The 24471-nt window shown below is 72.7% G+C and carries 22 protein-coding genes; 11 read left to right on the top strand and 11 right to left on the bottom strand.

Annotation, left to right across the window (positions count from 1 at the left end; translation table 11 throughout):
* Positions 1 to 16: 16 nt before the first annotated feature.
* The 3 genes from AB0M18_RS34515 to AB0M18_RS34505 all read right to left on the bottom strand — a co-directional run bounded on the left by AB0M18_RS34515 (position 17) and on the right by AB0M18_RS34505 (position 4267).
* On the bottom strand, positions 17 to 640 hold the full coding sequence (locus AB0M18_RS34515; protein WP_365765082.1) for a hypothetical protein: 624 nt from the start codon (positions 638 to 640) through the stop codon (positions 17 to 19).
* 88 nt (positions 641 to 728) lie between these two features.
* Positions 729 to 2381 carry an FAD-dependent monooxygenase gene (locus AB0M18_RS34510; RefSeq protein WP_365765080.1) on the bottom strand — a complete coding sequence of 551 codons (1653 nt, stop codon included), beginning with the start codon at positions 2379 to 2381 and terminating at the stop codon, positions 729 to 731.
* A 149-nt stretch (positions 2382 to 2530) separates the two neighbouring features.
* Positions 2531 to 4267 (bottom strand): MFS transporter, encoded by a 1737-nt coding sequence (locus AB0M18_RS34505; RefSeq protein WP_365765078.1) that lies wholly within the window; start codon positions 4265 to 4267, stop codon positions 2531 to 2533.
* 133 nt (positions 4268 to 4400) lie between these two features.
* Here AB0M18_RS34505 and AB0M18_RS34500 point away from each other — a divergent pair, with 133 nt between their 5' ends.
* On the top strand, positions 4401 to 4916 hold the full coding sequence (locus AB0M18_RS34500) for a MarR family winged helix-turn-helix transcriptional regulator (RefSeq protein WP_265868722.1): 516 nt from the start codon (positions 4401 to 4403) through the stop codon (positions 4914 to 4916).
* Positions 4917 to 4978: 62 nt separating this feature from the next.
* On the opposite strand, the gene AB0M18_RS34495 is transcribed toward AB0M18_RS34500, so the two are convergent.
* Genes AB0M18_RS34495 through AB0M18_RS34485 form a run of 3 tightly spaced genes read right to left on the bottom strand, consistent with a single transcriptional unit; the run spans position 4979 to position 7941 of the window.
* Complete coding sequence (locus AB0M18_RS34495; protein WP_365765076.1) at positions 4979 to 6067, bottom strand: methyltransferase; 1089 nt, start codon at positions 6065 to 6067, stop codon at positions 4979 to 4981.
* A gap of 30 nt (positions 6068 to 6097) precedes the next feature.
* Positions 6098 to 7144, bottom strand: a complete 1047-nt coding sequence (locus tag AB0M18_RS34490; protein WP_365765074.1) for a methyltransferase — start codon at positions 7142 to 7144, stop codon at positions 6098 to 6100.
* Positions 7144 to 7941 (bottom strand): SDR family oxidoreductase, encoded by a 798-nt coding sequence (locus AB0M18_RS34485; protein WP_365765072.1) that lies wholly within the window; start codon positions 7939 to 7941, stop codon positions 7144 to 7146. Before AB0M18_RS34485 ends, AB0M18_RS34490 begins: the two co-directional genes overlap by 1 nt.
* 285 nt (positions 7942 to 8226) lie before the next feature.
* Here AB0M18_RS34485 and AB0M18_RS34480 point away from each other — a divergent pair, with 285 nt between their 5' ends.
* The 5 genes from AB0M18_RS34480 (at position 8227) to asnB (ending at position 13273) form a co-directional block, all read left to right on the top strand.
* Positions 8227 to 9258, top strand: coding sequence for a methyltransferase (locus tag AB0M18_RS34480; RefSeq protein WP_365765070.1), 1032 nt, complete (start codon positions 8227 to 8229; stop codon positions 9256 to 9258).
* Positions 9259 to 9416: 158 nt separating this feature from the next.
* Positions 9417 to 10619: a cytochrome P450 gene (locus AB0M18_RS34475; protein WP_365765068.1), complete on the top strand. Its 1203-nt coding sequence runs from the start codon at positions 9417 to 9419 to the stop codon at positions 10617 to 10619.
* 13 nt (positions 10620 to 10632) lie between these two features.
* Positions 10633 to 10899 carry a ferredoxin gene (locus tag AB0M18_RS34470; protein ID WP_365765066.1) on the top strand — a complete coding sequence of 89 codons (267 nt, stop codon included), beginning with the start codon at positions 10633 to 10635 and terminating at the stop codon, positions 10897 to 10899.
* The gene (locus tag AB0M18_RS34465) at positions 10896 to 11393 is read left to right on the top strand and encodes a hypothetical protein (protein ID WP_365765064.1); all 498 of its coding nucleotides are present in this window, start codon (positions 10896 to 10898) and stop codon (positions 11391 to 11393) included. The genes AB0M18_RS34470 and AB0M18_RS34465 overlap by 4 nt, the downstream gene beginning before the upstream one ends.
* Before the next feature lie 38 nt (positions 11394 to 11431).
* Positions 11432 to 13273, top strand: coding sequence for an asparagine synthase (glutamine-hydrolyzing) (asnB, locus tag AB0M18_RS34460; protein WP_365765062.1), 1842 nt, complete (start codon positions 11432 to 11434; stop codon positions 13271 to 13273).
* 88 nt (positions 13274 to 13361) lie between these two features.
* Here the strand turns inward: asnB and AB0M18_RS34455 are convergent, their stop codons facing one another.
* From AB0M18_RS34455 to AB0M18_RS34435, 5 genes are all read right to left on the bottom strand, one after another.
* Positions 13362 to 14624 (bottom strand): cytochrome P450, encoded by a 1263-nt coding sequence (locus AB0M18_RS34455; protein WP_365765060.1) that lies wholly within the window; start codon positions 14622 to 14624, stop codon positions 13362 to 13364.
* A 98-nt stretch (positions 14625 to 14722) separates the two neighbouring features.
* Positions 14723 to 15568 carry an LLM class flavin-dependent oxidoreductase gene (locus AB0M18_RS34450; protein ID WP_365765058.1) on the bottom strand — a complete coding sequence of 282 codons (846 nt, stop codon included), beginning with the start codon at positions 15566 to 15568 and terminating at the stop codon, positions 14723 to 14725.
* On the bottom strand, positions 15562 to 16743 hold the full coding sequence (locus AB0M18_RS34445) for a nucleotide disphospho-sugar-binding domain-containing protein (protein ID WP_365765056.1): 1182 nt from the start codon (positions 16741 to 16743) through the stop codon (positions 15562 to 15564). Before AB0M18_RS34445 ends, AB0M18_RS34450 begins: the two co-directional genes overlap by 7 nt.
* A gap of 8 nt (positions 16744 to 16751) precedes the next feature.
* Entirely contained in the window at positions 16752 to 17810 is a 1059-nt protein-coding gene (locus tag AB0M18_RS34440) for an LLM class flavin-dependent oxidoreductase (RefSeq protein WP_365765054.1), read from the bottom strand.
* Between the two features lie 7 nt (positions 17811 to 17817).
* The gene (locus AB0M18_RS34435) at positions 17818 to 18846 is read right to left on the bottom strand and encodes a methyltransferase (RefSeq protein WP_365765052.1); all 1029 of its coding nucleotides are present in this window, start codon (positions 18844 to 18846) and stop codon (positions 17818 to 17820) included.
* Between the two features lie 168 nt (positions 18847 to 19014).
* Here AB0M18_RS34435 and AB0M18_RS34430 point away from each other — a divergent pair, with 168 nt between their 5' ends.
* From AB0M18_RS34430 to AB0M18_RS34410, 5 genes are all read left to right on the top strand, one after another.
* Positions 19015 to 19701 (top strand): SDR family oxidoreductase, encoded by a 687-nt coding sequence (locus AB0M18_RS34430; protein WP_365765050.1) that lies wholly within the window; start codon positions 19015 to 19017, stop codon positions 19699 to 19701.
* Between the two features lie 123 nt (positions 19702 to 19824).
* Positions 19825 to 20169: an antibiotic biosynthesis monooxygenase family protein gene (locus tag AB0M18_RS34425; RefSeq protein ID WP_365765048.1), complete on the top strand. Its 345-nt coding sequence runs from the start codon at positions 19825 to 19827 to the stop codon at positions 20167 to 20169.
* A 43-nt stretch (positions 20170 to 20212) separates the two neighbouring features.
* Complete coding sequence (gene metK, locus AB0M18_RS34420) at positions 20213 to 21409, top strand: methionine adenosyltransferase (protein WP_365765046.1); 1197 nt, start codon at positions 20213 to 20215, stop codon at positions 21407 to 21409.
* Positions 21410 to 21463: 54 nt separating this feature from the next.
* Positions 21464 to 22471, top strand: a complete 1008-nt coding sequence (locus tag AB0M18_RS34415; protein ID WP_365765044.1) for a carbohydrate kinase family protein — start codon at positions 21464 to 21466, stop codon at positions 22469 to 22471.
* Positions 22471 to 24471 (top strand): homocysteine S-methyltransferase family protein (locus tag AB0M18_RS34410; RefSeq protein ID WP_365765042.1); only part of this gene is annotated, 2001 nt, incomplete at its 3' end. The genes AB0M18_RS34415 and AB0M18_RS34410, both read left to right, overlap by 1 nt.

The following is a 24471-nucleotide window of genomic DNA, read 5'->3' as shown; positions in this document are numbered from 1 at the left end:
GACGGGTGAGGTGGGATCAGGCCCGGTCGACGGTCAGGGCGCTGGCGCCGCCGAGCACCTCGATGTCGTAACGGTCCTCTGAGGTCTCGTAGGTCGGTCCGGCGAAGGTGGCCCCGCCGCCCGCGGCGCCGAGATGCTGGGCGTCGAAGGTGAGCTGGGAGACCCCGCCGCGGACGGCGATCCGGGCGGCGACGTCCTGGGGGCGGCGCAGGCTGACGTTGCTGACGCCGCCGGCGACCCGGATGTGCACGGTGCCGCGCGGCCGGGGCAGCGAGACGGAGACATGGCTGGCGCCGCTGCCGAGGTCGAGCCGGGTGAGGACCAGGCCGGAGAGGTCGGCGGTGAGCCGTCCGGTGCCGCCGTCGACCTCGATCGCCCAGGCCACGGTGGGGTGGAGGGTGAGGCTGCCGCTGTGGCGGCGGACGGAGAACGGGTGCAGCCGGCGCGGGTAGCGGACGGTGACGACGCCGCCGGTGGTGTCGATCTCCGGTACGAGACCGGAGAAGCTGCCCTGGTAGAGGTGGTCGCTGTCCTTGGGCTCGGCGGCGAGGGTCAGTTCGGACGCGCCGCCGACGAACTTGAGCAGTCCGGTGGTGGTCGCGCCGAGCGCGTCGCTGAAGGCCTTCTCCTGAGTGGTCATCGGTCGTTCCTTCCGTTCGTGCGGTTCATGCGGTTCGCGCGGTTCACGCATCTGGTGCTGGTGGTGCGGGTGGTGGTGCCGGTACGGCTCAGACGTGCGGGGCGCGGTCGAGGACCTGGGTCAGGACCTCTTCGAGCCGGGCCTGCGGCTCGTCGGCGGCGCCGGCCGAGCGCCAGGCGACGAATCCGTCGGGGCGCACGAGCACCGCGCCGTCGGCGTCCACCCCGTAACGCGAGGCCCAGTCCCCCGCCGGGTCGGCGACGGACTCCCCGCCGATCCGGTAGACGTCGAGGTCGACGCCGAGCCGCTGCGCGGCCGGTCCCGCGGCGTGCTCCCAGCCGATGCCCTCGGGGCCGGCGAGCAGCACCGGCGCCTCGCCGAACAGGTCGAGGGTGGACAGTTCCTTGCCGCGGCAGCTCACGGCGGTGTGCGGAGCGCGGGTGCCGGGCCTGCCGAGCACGCGCGGGTCGAGGGCGGGCGGCAGCTCCTCGGCGTCCGTGGTGTCCGCGCCCTCCGGGAGCAGGGCGCCGGCCGGGTAGAGCTGGCCGAGGATGGCCGCCGCGTAGCTGGGCCGGCCGTCGTCGTCCTGGTCGTGCGAGCGCTCCTGGAGCTCGGCGAGCGCGTAGTCGATGGTGAAGCGGGCCACCGGGCGGCGCTCGGCCTCGTACGAGTCGAGCAGTGCGGGTCCGGCCGTGCGCTGCAGGACGGCGGCGAGCTTCCAGGCGAGGTTGTCCGCGTCCTGGATGCCGGTCGCGGCGCCGAAGGCGCCGGTGGGCGGCATGGTGTGGGCGGCGTCGCCGGCCAGGAAGACCCGGCCCGCGCGGTAGCGCTCGGCGAGCCCGGCGGAGATGTCGAAGCCGAGGATCTTCTCGCCGGTCTTCTCGACCTGCACCTCCAGTCCGTCGACGGCGAGGCCGGGCACGCCGATGGCGGCGCGGATCGCCTCGATGCAGCGGGCCTCGTCGAAGTCCTCCAGGCGCTCGCCGCGCTCGGGGTGGAAGGGGGTGTAGAAGACCCAGCGGGAGCCGTCGAGCGGCATCAGCAGGGTGCCGGTGTCGGGCTGGTCGAAGTAGCCGAGGCCCAGGTCGCGGCCGCGCAGCGGCTCGGTGAGGTCGGCCTTGAAGACCACGCTGACGGTGTGGATCAGGGTGCCGGGGCCCTCGACGGCGATGCCGGCGGCCTCGCGGACGGCGCTGCGGACGCCGTCGGCGCCGATCAGGTACTGCGTCCGTACGGTCGACGCGGCGCCGGTGGCGGTGTCGCGGAGGGTCGCGGTGACGCCGTCCTCGTCCTGCTCGAAGCCGACGAGCTCGGTGGACCAGCGCAGCTCCGCGCCGAGTTCGGCGGCACGGCGGGCGACGATGCGCTCCAGTTTGTCCTGGTCGATGGAGCACCAGGTGCAGGGCGTGACCTCGGAGGTGAGCTCGGGGGCCTCGTCCTGCATGGGCGCGGAGAAGATCTCCGGGCCGGCCAGGGTCTCGGCGCGCACCATGAGCTTCTCGCTGAGCTCGGAGGTGAGGGAGCGGTCGGCGAAGATCTCCTCCTCCAGGCCGGCGGCCCGGAAGACCTCGACGGTGCGGGGGTTGATGACCCGGGCGCGCGGGTGGCCCAGGGCGCCCGGGTGGCGCTCGACGAGCAGCGGACGGATGCCCCGGCGGGCCAGGAACAGCGCGGTCGAAAGGCCGACCACGGCGCCGCCGACGATGAGAACGGGCGTCTGCTCGGTGGGAGCGGGTGTCATGGGTACCTCTCCGTTCGGGACGTTCGGTCAGGTGCGGGGCGGTGCTTCGGGGCGCCCGGCCCGGACGGCCGCCGCGTGCTCGCGGCCGCCCGGTCGGTGGTGGTGCTCGGGTCGTACGGGTGGTGGTGCTCAGGCGGTACGGGTCGGGCTCAGGCGGTACGGGGCTCCGCCACGCCGGGGGCGGCGGGCTCGGTGCCGGGCTCCGCGGTCTCCTCCCAGGCCTCGTCGTGGTGCCTGGCCTGCTTGGGCAGGAGCAGCACCAGGAGCAGGACCAGGGCGGTCAGGCCGATCTGGGCGAGGATCGTGCGCTGCAGGGCGGCGGAGAAGACCTCCCGGCGGGCGTCCTTGGCGGCGGCGCCGATGGCGGCACCGGCCTGCGGGTCGGTGACCTGGGTCAGCGGCGCGCAGCTGGCGGGCTCGACGGTCGGGTCCTTGGACTTGGTGCGCTCGGTGAAGCAGGTCTGGAAGGTCTCCGTGAGCCTGGCCTGCTGGTCCGGGGAGACATGGGTCTGGACGAGTGCGGTGCGCAGCTGCGTGCCGGCGTCCTTGGCGGCGGTGTCGGCGGAGCCGCCGAGGAAGCCGATGAAGAGGGCGCCGATGATCGCGATGCCGAGGGCGCCGCCGACCTGCTGGAAGGCGTTGACCACGCCGGATCCGGCGCCGGCGTGCTCCGGCGGGACGTCGGTCAGGATGAAGTCCAGGATCGGCGCGATGATCATGCCCATGCCGAGGCCGCCGACCAGAAGCGTCGGGAGCAGCGACCACGAGCCGATCTCGGCGCCGCGCAGCTGGATGGTGAGCGCGATCCCGGCGAGGCCGGTGGCGAGCAGGACGGCGCCGATGATCATGACCTTGCGGCCGAGCTTGGCGGTGAGGACGGTGGCGGAGAAGGCGGCGCCGAAGCTGACACCGAAGGACCAGGGCACTCCGGTCAGGCCGGCCCGCAGGGCGGAGAAGCCGAGGCCGTTCTGCAGGAAGAGGATGAAGATCAGGAAGTGCCCGATGGTGACCGCGAAGAACACCGTGTTGGCGACGATGCCGGCGGTGAAGGAGCGGCTGCGGAACATGGAGGGCACGATCAGGCCCGGGCGGCCCTGGTCGCCGAGGCGCCGCTGGTACGCCCAGAAGATCGCGAGCACCGGCACCGAGGCGATCATCGAGACGAAGGTCCACAGCGGCCAGTCGAGCTCGCGGCCCTGGACGAGCGGGACGAGCAGCAGCAGGAGCCCGACGGTGAGCAGCAGGGTGCCCACGACGTCCAGCTTGATCGACTCGGCGGAGCGCGACTCGCGGATGACGGCGGAGGCCGCGAGGAACAGCAGGATGCCGACCGGCAGGTTGATCAGGAAGACCATGCGCCAGCCCTGGCCGAACAGGTCGGCGTCGATGAGCAGGGCGCCGATGATCGGGCCGCCGACGGTGGCGAGGCCGGCCACGCCGCCGAAGGCGCCGAGGGCGGCGCCGCGCTCCTTGGGCGGGAAGGCGGCGGTGATGATCGACAGCACCTGCGGCACCATGAGGGCCGCCATGGCGCCCTGGAGCACCCGGGCGCCGACCAGCATCCCCGGGCTGCCGGCGAAGCCGCACAGCGCGGAGGCGACGGTGAAGCCCGCGACACCGGTCAGGAAGAGCTTCTTGCGGCCGTACATGTCACCGAGCCGGCCGCCGAGGATCAGCAGGACGGCGAAGGAGAGCAGGTAGCCCGCGACCACCCACTGCACGGTGGCGTAACCGGTGGTGAGGTCGGTCTGGATCGACGGGATGGCGACGTTGACGATCGTGGAGTCGAGCAGGTCCATGAACGCGGCGAAGAGCACCACGATCAGTGCGACCTTGCGCTTCGGGTCCCCCTCGACGGGCGGAGCCGCCGCGGACGGGTTCGACATGGTGCACCTCTCTTTGATCTAGACTGACCAAGACAATCAGCAACTCGGATGCTTACCAGGCAGGAGTCTCTTTGACTCGTTATCTTAGTTGCTGAGATAACGATGAGGCAAGGTAACTGGAAGGACGGGACGTATGTCAAGCGCGGAACGTGCGGAACGTGCACAACTGGCCGCGGCCGTGGATCAGGAGCTGCGTGGTCTGGTGAGCCAGTCGGTGCTCTTCCACCAGGCGGTCGCCGACCGCCTGGGGCTGAGCGTCCTCGACCTGAACTGTCTCGGGGCGCTGGTGGCCCGCGGCCCGATGGCGGCCGGGCAGCTGGCCGAGGAGAACGGGGTGACGACCGGCGCCATCACCGGGGTCATCGACCGACTGGAGGCGGCCGGCCACGTCCGTCGCGATCGGGATCCGAAGGACCGTCGACGTGTCCTCGTCACGCCGATGCCCAACCTGGAGGCGAAGGTCTTCCCACTGTTCGAATCGCTCGGCAGTTCCCTTGCCGAGCTGTGCGAGCGGTTCACCGAGAGCGAGCTGGAGACGGTCCTCGACTTCGTCCGGTCGGCCGCGCCGATCACCCACGAAGAGGCGGTGAAGCTCCGGGCCGGCAAGAGCGCCGCCAAGGGCTCCAAGCGGGCGGCCGCCGCCAAGTGAGCCTGGGGCGGGGGCGGTTGCGGGCTGGTGCGTAACGAGCGTACGCACCAGCCGCGGCCCCGTCACGCGGGTATTCGGCCGACCACCAGGCGCAGCGGCGTGCCGCTCGGCACCACCCCGGCGTACTCGAAGCCGGCGCGCTCGAACATCGCCCCGTACTCCTCGGCCGTACGCTCCCAACCGCCCATCACCAGCAGCATGTGAAGGTCCATCAGGGCGTCCCAGGGTGTCTCCGGCGGATCGGCCACCAGCTGCTCCAGGAGCACCACCCGGCCGCCCGGACGGCCCGCCTTGAGGCAGTTGGTCAGCACCGTGTGGCAGGCGTCGTCGTCCCACATGTGCAGCACCTGACGGATGACGTACACGTCCGCCTCCGGCACGGCCTCGAAGCAGTCGCCGGTCACCAGCCGGGTCCGGTCGCCCAGCGAGCCCCCCTCGCGCAGCTCGGGCAGCGCCGCCGAGATGGCGTGCGGCCGGTCGAACAGCACGCCCCTGACTCCCGGACTGCCTTCGAGCAGCGACTTCAGCAGGCTGCCGTGGCCGCCGCCGACATCGCACAGGGTGTCCACGCCCGCCAGGTCGAGGGCCGCGACCACACCCGGGTTCATGGCCCGGGACTGCGCCGCGTACCCCTTCAGACAGGTCTCGCCGGCCGCGTTGTCGTCCTCGTGGAAGTACGTGAACAGGTCCTTGCCGTACGTCTTCTGGAAGGCGCAGTCGCCCGAGCGGACGCTCTCCGCGAGCTTGCCCCACATCTCCCAGCCCCAGTGCGAGCCGGTCAGCATGATGTCCGTCACCGAGCCCGGCGCGTCCGAGCGCATCGCCCGCGACATCGGGGTGTGCGCGTAACTCCCGGGCGCCGCCTGCCGGAAGACGCGGAAGCCCACCAGGGCCCGCATCAGGCGCTTCAGCGCGGGGACGTCCGCGCCGACGGCGGCGGCGATCTCCTCCACCGTGGCCGGCTCGTCGCCCACCGCGTCCGCGAGCCTCAGCTGGGCCGCGGCCTGCACCACGGCGCTCGCCCACATGCCCCAGCCGAGCTCCGCCACCGCCTGCGCGGGCGGCAGGCCGATCACGGGCGCGCCCTCGCAGGCCTCCACCCGGTCGTCGAACCGGTCGTCGGACCGGTCCTGGGTCAGTTCACCCGACATCCTCAACCACCTTGATTCTCCGGGGCCCTGTCAGGCCCGGACGGATTCGATCAGTGCGATGGGGGCCCGCTCGTGGCCGGCCAGGGGCAGCCGGCGGCAGTCGTCGAAGCCCGCGGCGGCGAGCAGCCGCCGGTACTCCTCCTCGGTGCGCGCCCGGCCGCCGGTGAGCACCATGAACTCCACGTCGTTGGCGTGCACGTGGGAGGAGTGCTCGGTGTACTCCCAGTCGAGCAGCACGAGCCGGCTGCCCGGCTCCGCGGCCTTGGCGCAGTTGGCGAGCAGCTGTGCGGCGGCCTCGTCGTCGAGGTCGCACAGCACGTTCTTGAGCAGATAGAGGCTGCCGCCGGCCGGGACCTCGGCCCGGAAGTCGCCGGGCACCAGCTCCACCCGGCCGGTCAGGCCGGACCTCTCGAAGGTCTCGCGGGCGTAGCCGACCGCCCACGGCAGGTCGAGCAGCACGCCGTGCGCTCCGGAGACCTCCCGGAGCACCCGGGCGAGCACGGTGCCGGGGCTGCCGCCGACGTCCACGATCTCCCGCTCCCCCGCCAGGGAGACGCTGGCGACCAGGGCCTCGGCCGCCTCGACGGAGAGCGAGGCACAGGTCTCGGCGTAGCTGCGCGCCTCGTCGGGGTTGGCCGCGTAGTACTCCCAGTGGTCCATGCCCCACACCGTCCGGGTGGCCGGGCAGCCGGTGCGGACCACGTCGGCGACCAGTTCCCAGGGGCGGGTCATGCCGGGCGCGTTGACGGCGATGCTGAAGCCGCGCAGGGACGGCACGTCGGAGCGCAGCAGGTGCCCCGCCGGGGTGAGCTCCCACTCTCGTACGTCCCCGGATCCGTCGGCCGGTGCGACCAGGCGGTGCAGCTCGCACACCCGCAGGAAGCGCTCCAGGCTCGGCGCGTGCGCGCGGATCGCCTCCGCGATCTCCTCCGTGGTGCGCCGGCCGTCGCCGACCGCGTCGGCGATCCGCAGTTCGGCCATGCCGCGGGCCACCAGACCGGCCGACCACTGGAAGGGCGCCAGTTTCCCCAGCTCGCGCAGCGGACTGAAGACCGCTTCCCGGCTACCGGCCGTCATCAGTGCCCGCCGTCGACGTAGACCACGTTGCCGGTGATGTTGCCGTTGGCCGGGGAGGCCAGGAACAGCGTGGTGTTGACGACGTCGGCGACCGTGGAGAAGTGCAGGAAGGGCATCGCCTTGTTGAGCGCGGCGCGGGCTCCCTCGGCGTCCAGGCCGGCGACCCGGGCGCGTACCTCCTCCGGCAGCTTCTCAAGGAGGCCCTCCGTCACCACCGGGCCGGGAGCCACGCAGTTGGAGAGGATGCCGTGCTCGAAGAGCTCGGTGCCCAGGGTGCGGCTGAGTCCGTGGAGGGCGGACTTGCTCGCCGCGTACCCCTCCGCGCCCTTCAGTCCGCGCTGCACGATGGCCGCCGACATGAACACGATCCGGCCGCCGCCGCGCGGCTTCATCGCCGGCAGGGCCGCCTGCACGGTGTGGAAGGCGCCCTCGACCTCCGCGCGCAGCGGCGGCAGCCACCGCTCGGCCGGGATCTCCTCGAAGGCGGGCGCGTGCGGGCTGGGGCCGCCGGAGGCCGAGGCGTTGACCACCAGGGCGTCGACGCCGCCCCACGTGTCCCGTACCTCCGCGACCGCCGCCCGTACGGAGTCCGCGTCGGTCAGGTCGAGCCGGACCGGCAGCGCCTGGCCGCCGGCCGCCGCTATCTCCGCGGCCACGGCCCTGGCGTTCTCCACCCGGCTGAGATAGGTGAGCGCGACCCTGGCGCCCTCGTCGGCGAAGGCGCGGGCGAGCGGGCGGCCCAGGCCGCCGCTGCCGCCGGTGATCAGTACGACCTTGTCCTTCAGGCCGAGTTCCATGGCAACTCCCGTCCTTTCCGGCGGTGCGCCGGTGTCGACTCGTCAGGCCCGCCGCGCGCACACGCGGGCACCGCACCCCAGCTTGGAGATCACGGCTGGAGTGCCGCTCGAGCCGCCGGGCCGCTCGCTCGAACACCGGTCGCGAGACGCGGACCACGGCGCCGCGAGCGCCGGTCCATCGGGAATCCAGTTCGGATTGAGGTCCGGTCCGGATAGTTCACCGGGCGTGCTCACCAGACCGGGCGCGGCCTCGACCCACCGGAACCACCGGAAAGGAACCGGCGCATGACCAAGACCCGTGAAGAGCAGGGATCACTGGACCTGAACGGCATCATCCAGCTCGGCATGGCGTTCGGCAGCGCGAAGATCCTGCTCACCGCGAACGAGCTCGACCTGTTCACCGTGCTGAGCGACAGCGGGCCGGCCACCGAGGAGGAGATCCGCGGCAAGCTCGGTCTCCACGAGCGCGGGGCCCGCGAGTTCCTCAACGCGCTGGTCAAGCTCGGCCTGCTGGCGCGGGAGGACGGGCGTTACGGCAACACCAAGGCGGCCGACACCCACCTGGTCAAGGGCCGGCGCACGTACGTCGGGCGCTTCCTCAGCCGCTCGAACAGCGTGCTGTACGGCGCCTGGGGCGGCTTCACCGAGTCCCTGAAGACCGGTGAGTCCCAGATCGAGGGCCACGGCGACGACAACATGTTCAAGCACCTGTACCGCTCCGAGGAGCAGATGCGGGACTTCGTCGCCATGATGGACGCGCTCAACTGGGCCGTCGGCCCCGAGCTCGCCAAGGCCTACGACTGGAGCAAGGTCAAGACCGTCACGGACGTCGGCGGCGCCCGGGGCAACCTGGCCGCCACGCTGATCGACGCCCACCCGCACCTGAAGGCCACCGTCTTCGACCTGCCGGCCGTCGAGCCGGCGTATGAGGACCACATCGGCGGCCTCGGCCTCAAGGACAAGATCACCTTCCACGGCGGCGACTTCTTCGCCGACCCGGTCCCGGAGGCGGACGTCGTCATCATCGGGCACGTCCTGGAGGACTGGTCGCCCGAGCGCCGCAAGCAGCTCATCAAGTCGGCGTTCGACGCCCTGAAGCCGGGCGGCACCCTGCTCGTCTACGACCCCATGCTGGACGACGAGCTCAGCCCGCTGAACAACCTGCTGACCAGCCTCACCATGCTGGTCGTCACCCACGGCGGCTCCGAGTACCGGGTCGACGACTGCCGGGCCTGGATGACGGAGGCCGGCTTCGCGGAGACCTCCGCCGAGCTGCTCGACACCAACGACATCCTCGTGATCGGCCGCAAGAAGTAGGGCCGCTTCGCCCAGCTCTCGCGTCACGGGCGGCACCTCCGCGATCCCGCGGCGGAGGGGCTGCCCGCGCGTGCATCTCCCTGCACCTCACCCCGATCCACGCACCCACCCCGCCCCGTGCACCACCCCGATCCGTGCACCACCCCGAAGGGATACCGATGTCGATCGACGAGGCACCGCCGGCCTTCCCCTTCCCGGCGCCGGACACGTTCGAGCCGCCGGAGGAGTTCCGCCGGCTGCGCGAACAGGCTCCGGTGGCCCGGGTCACTCTTCCCACCGGCGACCGGGCCTGGCTCCTGACGCGTTACGCGGACGTGCGCGCCGCCCTGGTCGACCCCCGGCTCAGCCGGGCCGCCGCCGAGGCGCCGGACGCGCCCCGGATGGGCAACACCACCCCGGGGCCGAAGACCATCCTCGGCATGGACGCCCCGGACCACTCGCGGCTGCGCCGCCTGGTGACGCAGGCCTTCACCGCCCGCCGGGTCGAGGCGCTGCGCCCCCGGGTCGAGCAGCTGGCCGAGGAGCAGATCCGGCTCGTCCTGGTCGCCCCGCGGCCGGTCGACCTGATGTCCTGCTACGCGCTCAGCCTGCCCATCAAGGTGATCTTCGAGCTGCTCGGTGTGCCGTACGAGCACGTCGACCGGCTCCACGCCTGGAGCGAGGTCATCTTCAGCCTCGGCGGCCACAGCGTCGAGGAGGTCAAGGAGGCCCGCGGCGAGATCATCGGCTACCTCCGCGGACTGATCGAGCAGCGCCGCGAGGAGCCCGCCGACGACCTGCTGAGCGTGCTCGTGCACGCCAGGGACGAGGGACAGCGGCTGTCCGAGGACGAGCTGCTCGACTTCGCGATGATCATCATGACGGTCGGGCACCAGTCCACCGCCAACTCGCTGAGCACCGCGCTCTTCACCCTGCTCCACCACCCCGACCAGCTGGAGCTGCTGCGCAGGAAGCCTGAGCTGATCCCGGGCGCGGTCGAGGAGCTGCTGCGGTTCAACCCGTTCGTCTTCACCGGCACCCAGCTGCGGGTCGCCACCGAGGACCTGACGATCGGCGAGACCGAGATCAGGAAGGGCGAGGCGGTCATCGCCTCGCTGGGCTCCGCCAACCACGACGCCGAGGTCTTCGCCGACCCCGACCGCTTCGACGTCGAGCGCACCCCGAACGTGCACCTCTCCTTCGGCTACGGCATCCACCACTGCCTGGGCGCCCAGCTCGCCCGCCTGGAGATGCAGATCGCGCTGCGCACGCTGATCGAGCGAGTGCCGGACACGCTGAAGCTGGCGGTGCCGGCCGACTGGCTGACCTGGAAGACCGGGCTGACCGCCCGCGCGCTCGTCAATCTGCCGGCGACCTGGTGACCCGGGGGCGGCGATGAGCGAGCAGTGGCGGATCACCGTGCAGAAGACCTGCCGCCGCAGCGGGATCTGCGCCGCGGCGGCGCCCCGGTACTTCTCCGTGGGCGAGGACCACCGCACCCGGCCGGCGGCCGGACCGGTGGACCCCGACCCGGAGCTGATCGACGTCGCCGAGGCCTGCCCGGCCGAGGCGATCACCCTGACCGACCTGGCGACCGGCCGGCCGGTCGCCGCCGCCCCGGAGGCGGCCGTACGACCCGAACCGAGAGAGGTAAGACCATGAATCCCCAGCGCAGCACCCGCCGTTCCCTGCTCAGGAGGGCCGGCTTCCTCGGTTCGGCGCTCGCCGTCGGCGCCGCCGCCCCGGCCGCGGCGCACGACGAGGCCCGGGGCCACCACCGCAGGGACCGGCGGCCCTCGCCGGTCGGCAGCTGGTCGGTGGTCGTCACCATCGAGGGCGTGCCCGACGTCGAGCACGCGCACTACTCGTTCGGCGCCGACGGACAGCTGATCCTGCAGACCCACCGGCACACCCACACCGGCATCGGCACCTGGAAGTGGGCCGACGACGACATTTTCGTGTACGTGACCCGGGGCCTGCGCCCGGACGCCGACGGAGGTCTGCTGAGCGAGCTGCGGATCCGGCACACGGGGCGGTTCGGCGCGGACGGCACGTTCACCTCGACCGGCACGGGGCAGGCCCTCGACGCCGGCGGCAAGGTCCTGATGGAAGTTCAGTCCACGGCGGTCGGCACCCGGTTCGGTGTCGACGGCTGACCGGCCGCGGCCGGGACAGAGCAAAGGAGAGTGCTGGCATGTGTGGCATCGCCGGCTGGGTGGACTTCGCGACAGATCTGCGCCAGGAGGCCGCCGTCGTCCGGGAGATGACGGCGACCATGACCCTGCGCGGCCCCGACGCCGGCGACGTGTGGATCGCTCCGCACGCCGCACTGGGCCACCGCAGGCTCGCCATCATCGACCTGGAGGGCGGGGCGCAGCCCATGGTCGCCGAGGAGGACGGCCGGGTGCGGGCCGCCCTGACCTACGGGGGCGAGGTGTACAACTTCCGTGAGCTGCGGGAGGAGCTCGTCCTCAAGGGGCACCGCTTCCGCACCCGCAGCGACACCGAGGTGGTGCTGCGCTCCTATCTGGAGTGGGGCGAGGCGTTCGTCGACCGGCTCAACGGCATGTTCGCCTTCGCGATCTGGGACGCGCGCAGCGAGGAGCTGCTGCTCGTCCGCGACCGCGTCGGCATCAAGCCGCTGTACTACCAGCTGCTTCCGGACGGCGGGGTGCTCTTCGGCTCCGAGCCGAAGGCGATCCTGGCCCATCCGCGGGCGAGCCGCACCATCGACGCCGACGGGCTGCGCGAGCTGTTCGGCGGGGTGAAGGCGCCGGGCGCCGGGGTGATCTCCGGGATGCCGGAGCTGGCCCCCGGGCATGTGCTGCGGGTCTCCCGCGACGGACACCGGCTGCGCCGCTACTGGCAGCTGGAGGCGCACGAGCACACCGACGACCTGCCCACCACCGTCCGTACGGTGCGCGAGCTCCTGGAGGACATCGTCACCCGGCAGATGGTCTCCGACGTGCCGCTGTGCACGATGCTGTCGGGCGGGCTCGACTCGTCCACGCTGACCGCGCTCGCGGCGCTCGCCAAGCAGCGGGACGGCAGCGGCAAGGTGCGTTCGTTCGACGTCGACTTCGTCGGCTATCTCGACAACTTCGAGCCGGACCTGACCCACCCCACGGCGGACTCGCCGTACGTCCGGCAGGTCGTCGAGCACGTCGGCGCCGACCACCGGCACATCCTTCTCGGCAACACGGAGATGATCGACGCGCCGACCCGCCGGGCCGTGGTCCAGGCGCTCGACTGGCCGGTGCTCATCGCCGGGCCCGGCTCCATGGACATCTCGCTGTACCTCCTCTTCCGGGCGATCCGCGGGCAGTCCACGGTGGCGCTGACCGGCGAGTCGGCGGACGAGCTGTTCGGCGGCTACCCGTGGTTCCACCACCCCGAGTACGGGCAGCCGGGCACCCTGCCGTGGAGCCTGGCGCACAACCTCGGCATGCCGGCCCTGTTCGGCCCGGTCACCACCCGGGTCGACGTCCGCGGCCACCAGGCGGAGCAGTACCGGCAGGCCGCCGCCGCGGTGCCGCGCATGCCCGGAGAGAGCGGCCGGGCCCGGCAGTTCCGGGAGTCGACGTACTTCTTCCTGACCCGCTTCATGCGCACCCTGCTCGACCGCAAGGACCGGCTCAGCATGGCCGTCGGTCTGGAGGTGCGGGTGCCGTTCTGCGACCACCGGCTGCAGGACTACGTGTTCAACGCGCCGTTCGAGTTCAAGACCTTCGACGGGCAGTGGAAGAGCCTGCTGCGGGCGGCCGCGAAGGACCTGCTGCCGGAGGCGGTGCTGAACCGGCCCAAGACGGGCTATCCGATCTCCAACGACGCCGCCTACGACCGCTACGTCCAGGAGCGGTTCGCCAAGCTGGTGGCCGGCGGGGACTCGGCGGTCCTTCCACTGCTCAACCCGACGATCGTGCAGGACGTGCGCCGGGACGCGACGGCCGCCGCCGGCCTCACCCGGATCGAGATCGACATGGCGGTGCACCTCGACGAGTGGATCGCCTCGTACGGGCTCGACCTGGCGGTCTGAGGCTCGGCCGCACCACAACGAGGAAGCTCCCCCGTCCGGGCCGGGACGGGGGAGCTTCCTCGTGTCGTACGGGCGCTGCCGGCCGGTGTCACCAGGCGACCGGGAGCTCCGCCGGCCGGCGGAAGGCCATCCCGGACACCCAGCGCAGCTCGTCGGTCGGCACCGCGAGGCGCAGTCCGGGGAAGCGGTCGAGCAGGCCCTCCAGGGCCAGTTGGAGCTCCATCCGGCCGAGCTGGGCGCCCAGGCAGTGGTGCAGACCGTGGCCGAAGGTCAGGTGCGGGTTGCTCTGCCGCGCGAGGTCGACCCGCTCGGGCCGCTCGAAGACCTCCTCGTCCCGGTTGGCCGAGGTGATGGCCGGAAGGACCGCGTCGCCCTTGGGGATCACCGCCCCGCCGAGCTCGACGTCCTCGGTGGCGATGCGCATGGCTCCGGCGCCGCCGCCCGCCACCGAGAAGCGGAGCAGCTCCTCCACGGCGCCCGGCACCAGCGTGCGGTCGGCGACCAGGCTCGCCCAGAGTTCCGGGTCGCGCAGCAGCGTGATCAGCGCGCCGACCAGCTCGCCGGTGGTGGCGTGGTAGCCGGCGACGAGCAGGGTGTGGCCGAAGGCGAGCAGCTCCTCCTCGGAGAGCCGGTCGCCGTCCTCCTCGCGGGCCTCGATGAGATGGGTGAGCAGATCGTCGGCGGGCTCCTTCGCCTTGGCGGCGATCAGCTCGCCGAGATAGGCGTTGAGTCCGCGCCGGGCCTCCATCACCGCGTCCGGCGAGTGCGCCGAGATGGACAGCATCACGTCGGACCAGACCCGGAACCGGTCCTGGTCGGCGAGCGGCACCCCGAGCAGTTCGCAGATGACGGTGATCGGCAGCGGCTGTGCCAGGTGGGCGATCAGGTCGGCGGGCGCGCCGCCGGCGGCCATCGTGTCGAGCAGCCGGTCGGTGATCTCCTTGACGTGCGGGCGCATCCGCTCGGTGTGCCGGGCGGTGAAGGCGCGGGCGACCAGCTTGCGCAGGCGCGTGTGCTCGGGCGGGTCCATGGTGAACAGCGACTTGGAGCCCTTGGCGACGGGCAGCAGCCGGGGCGCGTCGGGCTCGGTCAGCGCGGCCTTGCTGAACCGCGGGTCGGCGAGCACCTGCCGTACGTGCTCGTAACGGGTCACCAGCCAGGCCCGGTGCCCGGTCGGCAGGGTCACCGGTGCGACGGGCTCGGTGCCGCGCAGCTCGGCGTAGGCGGGGGCGGGCTCCAGGGGGTCGGGCACGGGCAGCGGGAAGGTCCGCTCGGGGCACGTGGCGGAACCCTCGGCAGGGCACTCGGCAGGGCGCCCTGCGGTGCTCTCGGCGGTGCTCTCGGCGGTCATGAATCCTCCTTGGGAGCGTGGTCGGCACGACGGACGCCGCTCCGCGAGCGGAACGGCGTCCGGTGGGGCGAGTCGCCCGGGCGCAGGCCGGACACGGCCTACAGCACGGCGTCCGCGAGGCGGTCGAGCTGGTCGGGTCCGGCGTCGCAGGGCATGAAGACGATCTCGTCGCAGCCGGCGTCCTGATAGGCCGTCACCGCGGCCCGCAGCCGGGACGGTTCGGTGAGCGCCATGGTGACGATCGACTCGGCGCGGCCCGAGAAGGCGTAGTAGTCGGTCAGATAGCGCTCGGCCAGCGCCTCGGCGCGCGGGCCGAGCGAGAAGTAGAGCAGGGTCATCAGGTGCGGGCGTCCGGTGCGGCCGTGCCGGCGCCAGGCGGCCTCGACCCGGTCGGCGTTGGCCCGGTAGCCGCTGGGCGAGCTGCCGCCGGCGATCCAGCCCCGCCCGTACCGCGCGGCCCGGCGGAAGGCGGCGGCGGAGGTGCCGCCGAGGATCAGCGGCACCTCCCCCTGCGGTGCGGGGCCGAGCACGCTCGGTCCCGCACCGCCCCAGATGTCCCTCAGCTCGGCGAGCATCGTGTCGAGGAGCTTGCCGCGCGTGGCGGGGTCGACGCCCGAGACGGTGAAGTCGTCGTCGCGGTTGCCCGCGGCGAGTCCCAGGGTGAGGCGCCCGCCGGCGATCCGGTCGAGGGAGGCGAGCTGCTTGGCGAGCAGTGGGGTGTTGTTGCGGTACGGGGCGGTGAGCACCGTGGTGGCGAGGCCGATCCGGTGGGTGACGGCGGCGGCCGCGGTGAGGGCGACCAGCGGGTCGTAGTTGTCGTAGACGAGCCGGTCGAGCACGCCGAGGGTGGAGAAGCCGTGCCGCTCGGCCCGCCGGGCCCAGTCGGTGATCCGCTCTCCCGCCGTGCCGGGGACGGTGGCGGGCAGTCCGACGCCGATCAGCACGGCCGGCCTCCTTCGGCGGACTCCACCGGCTCCGCGAGCTGTTCGGCGACCCGCGCCGGGGTCGGCCGGCGGGCGTTGTCGTCCCGGATCTCCTCGGCGGCCTTGCGGTACGAGGGCTCGTCGAGGAGTACGCGGACGGCGGCCCGCAGGCCCTCCGGGTGGGCCTCGTCCCGGGTGAGCGAGAGTCCGGCGCCGGTGGCGGTGAACCGCTGCGCGTTGAAGCCGTGGTCGATCAGCTGCGGGACCACCAGCTGCGGCAGCCCGGCGGCGAGGCCGGTCAGGATGGTGCCGGCGCCGCCGTGGGCGACGACGAGGTCGCAGTGCGGCAGGACGCAGTGCAGCGGCACCGACTCCAGGACCTTGACCCGGGCGGGCAGCTCGCCGAGCAGCGGGCGCTGCTCGGCTGCGACCGCCACCAGGATCCCGACGTCGAGCGCGTCGAGGGCGGCCACGACGTCGCCGGCCAGGACCATCGAGGGGTCGAGGCGGCCGACCGTGGTGCCCCAGGTGACGCAGACCCGGGGCCGTCGGCGCTGCGCGGGAGGCAGCGGCACGGGGATCCGGCCGGCGCCGTTGTACGGCACGTAGCGCATCGGCAGCCTGTCGAGCGGGCCCGGCCGGGACTCCTCCGGCACCTGCATCGCGGGCGGGCAGAGGTCCACGGTGAGTGCCCCGGGCGCGGATGCCGGGCCGCAGAGGCCGAAGCGCGCGTACAGCGGGGCGAGCGCGTGCTGCTCGGCCTCCTGGGTGGCCTGCCGGTGCATCAGGTCGGCGCCCCAGGGCATCCGTACGGCACGGGCGCCGCAGGCCGCCGCCGCGAGCGGTCCGGCGTACGCGGTGGGCTCGTGCACCACCAGGTCGGGGCGCCAGGCCCGGGCGAACGTCACCAGGTCGTCCGCCATGGCCTCGGCGAGCTCGGTGAAGAGCGTCACCGCGCGCGGCCCGCGGCCCGCCGGGCCGGGGGTGCGGCCCGGGATGTAGTCGCGGATCCGGGCCACCGCGTCGAGGTCGCGGCCGACCCGCGCGTACGGCAGTCCGGCCGCGGTGACGTGCGCGGCGAGGCCGGGCGGGGCAGCCACCCGTACCTCGTGACCGGCCGCGCGGAGCGCCCAGGCGAGCGGCACCATGGGGTAGAAGTGGGTCGGCCAGGCCCAGCTGACGAACAGCACGCGCATCGGACGCCTCACCCCTCCCGTACCGGTGAACCGGCCCGCGGACCGGATGACAGTCCGGCCTCGCGGTGCGCCCGGGCCACGGTCTCCATGACGGCGATCCGCGCCTCGGTGGTGTCGGCGTACGGCGAGATGCCGAGGGTCGTGACCCCGGCGGCCGCGTACTCGGTGAGCTTGCGGGCGATCCGGGCGGGCGGGCCGAGGAGCGAGGTGGAGTCGATGAACTCCAGCGGCACGGCCGCCGCCGCACCGGCCGCGTCGCCGGACACGAACCGGTCCTGCACCTCCTCGGCGGCCCTGCCGTACCCGAGCCGGGTGGCGAGCCGGAAGTAGAAGTTGCTCTCCCGGTCGCCGAGGCTCATGAAGCGGGCGACGTACGGCCGGATCGGCGCGGCGGCGGCCGGCACGTCGTCGCCGACCGCCGCCGGGGCGGACAGGAAGGCGTCGAAGCCCTCCAGGTCCCTGCGCGCCCGGCGGCGGCCGGTGCCGATCGCGTCGAGCGCGCGCTTGGCGTGGTCGGGCGTGCAGAACACGCCCACCCAGCCGTCGGCGATCTCCCCGGTCAGCTCCAGGCTGCGGGTGCCGACCGCGGCCAGATAGACCGGCAGGTCGGCCCGGACCGGGCCCGGGTGCCGGAACGGGCCGGCGTCGCTGCCCGGCAGGGGCAGCGCGAAGTGCCGTCCCTCGTACGTCACCGGTTGCTGCGCCAGGGTGCGGCGCACGACCTCCACGTACTCCCGGGTCCTGGCGAGCGGCCGGGCGAACGGGGTGCCGTGCCAGCCCTCGGTGACATGGCTGTTGGAGATGCCGAGGCCCAGCCGGAACCGGCCGCCGGACAGGCCGTCGAGGGTCGCCGCCGCGAGCGCCATGGCGACCGGGGTCCGCGCCGGGATCTGGATGACCGTGGACAGCAGACCGATCCGGCTGGTCCGCGCGGCCACCCAGCCGAGCACCGAGATCGCGTCGGAGCGGAAGCCTTCGGGTGCCGCGGCGACGTCGAAGCCGAGCCGCTCGGCCTCCTGCGCGGTGCGGGCGCAGTCCTCGGGAACGAGGTTGATCCCCAGTCGCATGGCGGGCTCACCCTTCCTTGTGGCCGATGACCAGCGAGTCGGTGTTGCTGAGCACCTTCGCCTCGGTGCGGGCGAAGCCGACCTCGGTCATCCAGCCGCGGCACTCCTCGACGGAGTACTCGGAGCCGCCGTGGGTGACGAGCAGCATGTCGAGGCTGATCAGCAGGTTGACCAGGTCGGCGGGCCGCTCGTCGACCATCCGGTCGTAGACGAGCAGCGCGCCGCCCGGCTCGACCGCCTCGTAGGCCTTGCGGATCAGGCCGAGGCGCTGCTCGGCGGACCAGTTGTGCAGGACGTGGCCCATGACGAGGACCTGGCCGGAGGGCATCGGGTCGGCGAAGAAGTCGCCGCCGGTGAACGAGATCCGGTCCCGGGTGCCGAGGCGCTTCATGTGGTCGTCGAAGGCGGGCGCGACATGAGGCAGGTCGAAGACCCGGGCGGTCAGGTGCGGGTGCTGAGCGATGAGCAGCGCGGACAGGTTGCCGCGGGCGCCGCCGACGTCCACGAAGTCCGTGCGGCCGGCCCAGTCGAAGGCGGCGGCCAGCTTGGGCGCCACCTGGCTGTTGAGGGAGTCCATCATGGTGAGGAACTGGTCGAGGTGCTCGCGGCTGTCGGCCATCTGCGCGACGATGTCGCCGTCCTTGCCCTTCACCTGCGGCTCGCCGGTGCGCAGCGCGTCGGTGAGGTGGGTCCAGGCCGGGTAGAGCATCGAGTTGGCGCGCTCCAGGAAGCCGCCGGCGTACGAGTTCTTGCCGCGGTCCAGGAAGCGGTCGGCGGCCGGACTGTTGCGGTAGCGCTCGCCGTCCGCCTCCAGCACGCCGAGCGTGACGAGCGCCGTCACGAAGTCGCGGGCGCCGCGCGGGTGCAGACCGATCGCGTCGGAGAGCTCCGGAAGCGTGCGGGGCTGCCCGGCGAGCGTCGAGAAGAGGTCCAGCTCCAGCGCGCTGAGCAGGATCTTTGCGTCGCAGAAGGCGGTACCGAGCCGGATGAGACCCTCGGGGCTGGACGCATCCGAAAGGGAAGTGTGAGTCGTCACCGACGAAGTCCTTTCTTCTGATGACGGGACGCGTGGATGGTTCAGCACCCGCCTCGAAGCCCACTGGAGCCCGGGGCGCTCCCTGGACCGACTCCCCTGGCACCAGCGGCAGTCGAGCCCCGGGCGACAGCATCCCCGGAGATTCCGTGAGTGGAGGGGAGAGTCGTGATGACGGATCGGCGCGTGGCACTCGTCACCGGGGCCAACCGCGGGCTCGGCCGGGCGGTGGCCGCCGAACTGCTCGGCCGGGGGCTGCGGGTGGTGGTGACCGCCCGCGACGCCCGCGCCGCGGCCGGCACCGCCCGTGAGCTCGGCCGGGGCGCGCGGGGCTGCGCACTCGACGTGACGGACCCGGAGGGCATCGCGCGGGCCAGGGAATCCGTCGGCCCGGTGGACGTCCTGGTCGGCAACGCCGGTGTGCTCCTGGAGGACGGCGCCGGCGATCCGCTGTCGGTGCCGGTGGAGGTGGTGGAGCGGACCCTTGAGGTGAATCTGCTCGGCTCGTGGCGGGTGGCTCAGGCCTTCGTGCCCGCGATGGTCGAACGGGGCTGGGGCCGGGTGGTGTTCGTGTCCAGCGGCACCGGCTCGTTCAGCAACGGTCTGTTCACCGGAAGTCCCGGCTACGCGGTGTCCAAGGCGGGCCTCAACGGGCTCACCCAGCTGCTCGCCACCGCCACGGAGGGCACGGGCGTGCTGGTCAACGCCGTCAACCCGGGCCCGACCCGGACCCGGATGATGCCGGGCGGGCGGCGCAGCGCCGAGGAGGCCGCGGTGGACGTCGCGGACGCCGCGCTGCTGCCGGACGGCGGCCCGAGCGGCACGTTCCGCCGGGGCGACCAGGTGCTCGGCTGGTGACGGACGGGGGCGCCCGGAGGGGTACGGCTCGGGGTGCGGACTGGCTCGGGTCTTGAGCCTTCCTCGATGCGGTGTTGGAACGGTGCCCGGACCACGTCAACCGTACCGAGCGAGGAGTTCGCCATGGCCGACCACGGCGCCGGGCCGCGCCCGCCCTTCCGGGTGCTGCTCAGGATGGAGATCCGCCCCGGCACGGAGCGGGAGTTCGAGAGCACCTGGCTCGACATCGGACGTCGTATCGCCGCCGAGCCCGCCAACCTCGGCCAGACCCTGATCCGGGACGTCGAGGACACCGGGGTCTACTGGGTCATCACCGACTGGACCGACGAGCCCGCCTTCCGCGCCTTCGAGACGAGCGCCGCGCACGTCGACAACCGCCGCCGCCTCCAGCCGTACCGCACCGGCGGCGAGATGCGCCTCACGCAGGTCGTCCACCGCCTCCGGCCGGCCGGCGTCCCCGCTCACTGATCCCGAGAATCCCGGGATTCCCGACACCCAAGGAGCATCTGCCGTGACACGTCGTCTGTTCACCTCGGAGTCGGTCACCGAGGGCCACCCCGACAAGATCGCCGACCGGATCAGCGACACGATCCTCGACGCCCTGCTCGCCCAGGACCCCGCCTCGCGCGTCGCCGTGGAGACCCTGATCACCACCGGTCAGGTGCACGTCGCCGGCGAGGTCACCACCGCCGCGTACGCCGACATCGCGACCCTGGTCCGCGAGACCGTCCTGGACATCGGTTACGACTCCTCCGCGAAGGGCTTCGACGGCGCCTCGTGCGGGGTGTCGGTGTCCATCGGCGCGCAGTCCCCCGACATCGCGCAGGGCGTCGACACCGCCTTCGAGACCCGGGTCGAGGGCGCCGCCGACGAGCTGGACGCCCAGGGCGCCGGCGACCAGGGCCTGATGTTCGGCTACGCCTGCGACGACACGCCCGAGCTGATGCCGCTGCCGATCTCCCTCGCGCACCGGCTCTCCCGCCGCCTCGCCGAGGTGCGGCACGACGGCTCGCTGCCGTACCTGCGCCCGGACGGGAAGACACAGGTGACGATCGAGTACGACGGCGACCGCGCCGTGCGCCTCGACACGGTCGTGGTGTCCTCCCAGCACGCCCCGGGCATCGGCCTGGACTCGCTGCTCGCCCCCGACATCCGGGAGCTGGTGGTGGAGCCGGTGCTCCAGGATCTGGCGATCGAGACGGAGGGCTACCGCCTTCTGGTGAACCCGACCGGGCGCTTCGAGATCGGCGGCCCGATGGGCGACGCCGGCCTCACCGGCCGGAAGATCATCGTCGACACGTACGGCGGCATGGCGCGGCACGGCGGCGGCGCGTTCTCCGGCAAGGACCCGTCGAAGGTGGACCGTTCTGCTGCCTACGCGATGCGCTGGGTGGCCAAGAACGTCGTCGCGGCCGGGCTCGCCAAGCGCTGCGAGGTGCAGGTCGCGTACGCCATCGGCAAGGCCGAGCCGGTCGGCCTCTTCGTCGAGACCTTCGGCACCGAGAGCGTGCCGCTGAGGCGGATCCAGCGGGCCGTCCTGGAGGTCTTCGACCTCCGCCCGGCCGCGATCATCCGCGATCTGGACCTGAAGCGGCCGATCTACGCGAAGACCGCCGCGTACGGGCACTTCGGCCGCGAACTGCCGGAATTCACCTGGGAGCGCACCGACCGCGCCCAGAAGCTGGCCGCCGCGGCGCGCGCCGTCTGACCGCCCGCCCCGCCCGACTCCCCAGACTTCCCCTGGACTTGAGGAGGTAGCCCGGTGCGTATCGCTGTCACCGGCTCGATCGCCACCGACCATCTGCTGACCTTCCCCGGCCGGTTCGCCGACCAGTTGCTCGCCGACCGCCTGGAGAACGTCTCGCTGTCCTTCCTCGCCGACGCCATGGAGGTACGGCGGGGCGGGGTCGCGGCCAACATCGCCTTCGGCCTGGCCCGGCTCGGGCTCGCGCCCGTTCTGGTCGGGGCGGCCGGCCTCGACTTCGCCGACTACCAGGTGTGGCTGAAGCAGCACGGCGTGGTCGTCGACCACGTACGGATCAGCGACACCCTGCACACCGCCCGGTTCGTCTGCACCACCGACCTGGACCAGAACCAGATCGCCACCTTCTACGCCGGGGCGATGGCCGAGGCCCGCGAGATCGACCTGCGCCACGTCCTCGCCAGGACCGGGCCGCTCGACCTGGTCCTCGTCTCGCCCGACGACCCCGAGGCGATGCTGCGGCACGCGCGGGTGTGCCGCGAGCTCGGGGTGCCGTTCGCCGCCGACCCCTCCCAGCAGCTCGCCCGCCTGGACGGCGAGCAGGTGCGCCAACTGGTCGACGGGGCGCGCTTCCTGTTCACCAACGAGTACGAGACCGCACTGCTCCTGGAGAAGACCGGCTGGACGGAGGCGGAGGTCCTGGCCCGGGTCGGGACCTGGGTCACCACGCTCGCCGCCGACGGCGTCGCCATCGGCAGCGCCGGGCAGCCCGTGATCGGCGTGCCGGCCGTCCCGGCGGCCACGGTCGCCGACCCGACCGGCGTCGGCGACGCCTTCCGGGCCGGCTTCCTCGCCGGGATCGCCCGCGACTGGCCGCTCGAACGCTCCGCGCGCCTCGGCTGCGCCCTGGCCACCACGGTCCTGGAGTCGGTCGGCACGCAGGAGTACCCGCTGTCGGCGCAGGCCCTGCTCGACCGCCTCGCCGCCGCGTACGGCACCGGTTCGGCCGACGAGATCGCCCCGGGTGTCACGGGCATCGGCGGCGGCGTCGCGGAGGTGGGCGGCTGATGGGACGCGCACCGGAGGCGCTGCGCGAGGCGCTGGCCACCCGGGTCGTGGTGGCCGACGGGGCGATGGGCACCATGCTCCAGGCGCAGGACCCGAGTCCGGCGGACTTCCAGCACCTGGAGGGCTGCAACGAGATCCTGAACGTCACACGGCCGGACATCGTCCGCTCGGTCCACGAGGCCTACTTCGCCGTCGGTGTCGACTGTGTGGAGACCAACACCTTCGGCGCCAACCACGCGGCGCTCGGCGAGTACGGGATCACGGAGCGGATCGCCGAACTGTCCGAGGCCGGCGCCCGGATCGCCCGCGAGGCCGCCGACGCGTGCGCGGCGCGGGACGGGCGGACCCGCTGGGTGCTCGGCTCGATCGGCCCCGGCACCAAACTGCCGACCCTCGGCCACACCACGTACGACGTCATCCGCGAGGGCTATCGGCAGAACGCGGCCGGCCTGATCGCGGGCGGCGCGGACGCGCTGCTCGTGGAGACCAGCCAGGACCTGCTCCAGGCCAAGGCCGCGGTTCTCGGCTGCAAGCGGGCGCTGGCCGAGGCCGGTGTCGATCTGCCGGTCTTCGCCCAGGTGACGGTGGAGGCGACGGGCACGATGCTGCTCGGTTCCGAGATCGGGGCGGCGCTCACTGCCCTGGAGCCGCTGGGCATCGACTTCATCGGTCTGAACTGCGCGACCGGGCCCGCGGAGATGAGCGAGCATCTGCGCCACCTCGCCCGGCACGCCACGGTCGGCCTGTCCTGCATGCCGAACGCCGGCCTTCCGGTGCTCGGCAGGGACGGCGCCCACTACCCCCTGTCGCCGGAGGAGCTCGCCGACGCCCACGACACCTTCACCCGCGCGTACGGGCTCTCGCTCGTGGGCGGCTGCTGCGGGACGACCCCGGAGCATCTGCGCGCGGTGGTGGAGCGGGTACGGGGCCGGGCCCTGGCCCCGCGTGCGCCGCGCCCGGAAGCGGCGGCCGGGTCGCTGTACCAGGCGGTGCCGTTCCGGCAGGACACCTCGTATCTCGCCATCGGCGAGCGGACGAACGCCAACGGTTCGAAGAGGTTCCGCGAGGCCATGCTCGCCGGCGACTGGCAGGCGTGCGTGGAGATCGCCCGGGACCAGATCCGCGACGGCTCCCACCTGCTCGACCTGTGCGTGGACTACGTGGGGCGTGACGGTGTCGCCGACATGCGGGAGATCGCGGGCCGCCTCGCCACCGCCTCCACGCTGCCGATCGTGCTCGACTCCACCGAGCCGGAGGTGCTGCGGGCGGGTCTGGAGATGCTGGGCGGCCGGGCGGTGCTCAACTCGGTCAACTACGAGGACGGGGACGGGCCCGACACCCGCTTCGGGCGGATCGCGTCCCTGGCCCGTGAGCACGGCGCCGCGCTGATCGCGCTGACCATCGACGAGGAGGGCCAGGCGCGGACGGCGGAGAAGAAGGTCGCGATCGCGGAGCGGCTCATCTCCGATCTGACGGGCGCGTACGGGATCGAGGAGTCCTCGATCCTGGTGGACTGCCTGACGTTCACCCTGGGGACGGGTCAGGAGGAGTCGCGGGGCGACGGCGTCGCCACGATCGAGGCGATCCGCGAGCTCAAGCGGCGGCATCCGGACGTCCAGACCACGTTGGGGCTCTCCAACATCTCGTTCGGCCTGAACCCGGCCGCACGGATCGTCCTGAACTCGGTGTTCCTGGACGAGTGCGTGAAGGCGGGTCTGGACTCGGCGATCGTGCACGCGTCGAAGATCCTGCCGGTGGCACGGATCCCGGAGGAGCAGCGCGAGGTCGCGCTCGATCTGATCCACGACCGGCGGCGTGAGGGCTACGACCCCTTGGAGCGGCTGCTCGCCCTCTTCGACGGCGTGAGCTCCGCCTCGGCGAAGGCGTCGAGGGCGGAGGAGCTGTTTGCGCTTCCGTTGGAGGAGCGGCTGAAGCGACGGATCGTCGATGGTGAGAAGAACGGTCTGGAGGCCGATCTGGACGCGGCGCTGGTCGAGCGG

It is taken from the genome of Streptomyces sp. NPDC051909, from assembly GCF_040681095.1.
In the GTDB taxonomy this organism is placed as follows: Bacteria; Actinomycetota; Actinomycetes; order Streptomycetales; family Streptomycetaceae; genus Streptomyces.
This window is presented reverse-complemented; position numbering and strand designations above follow the sequence as displayed.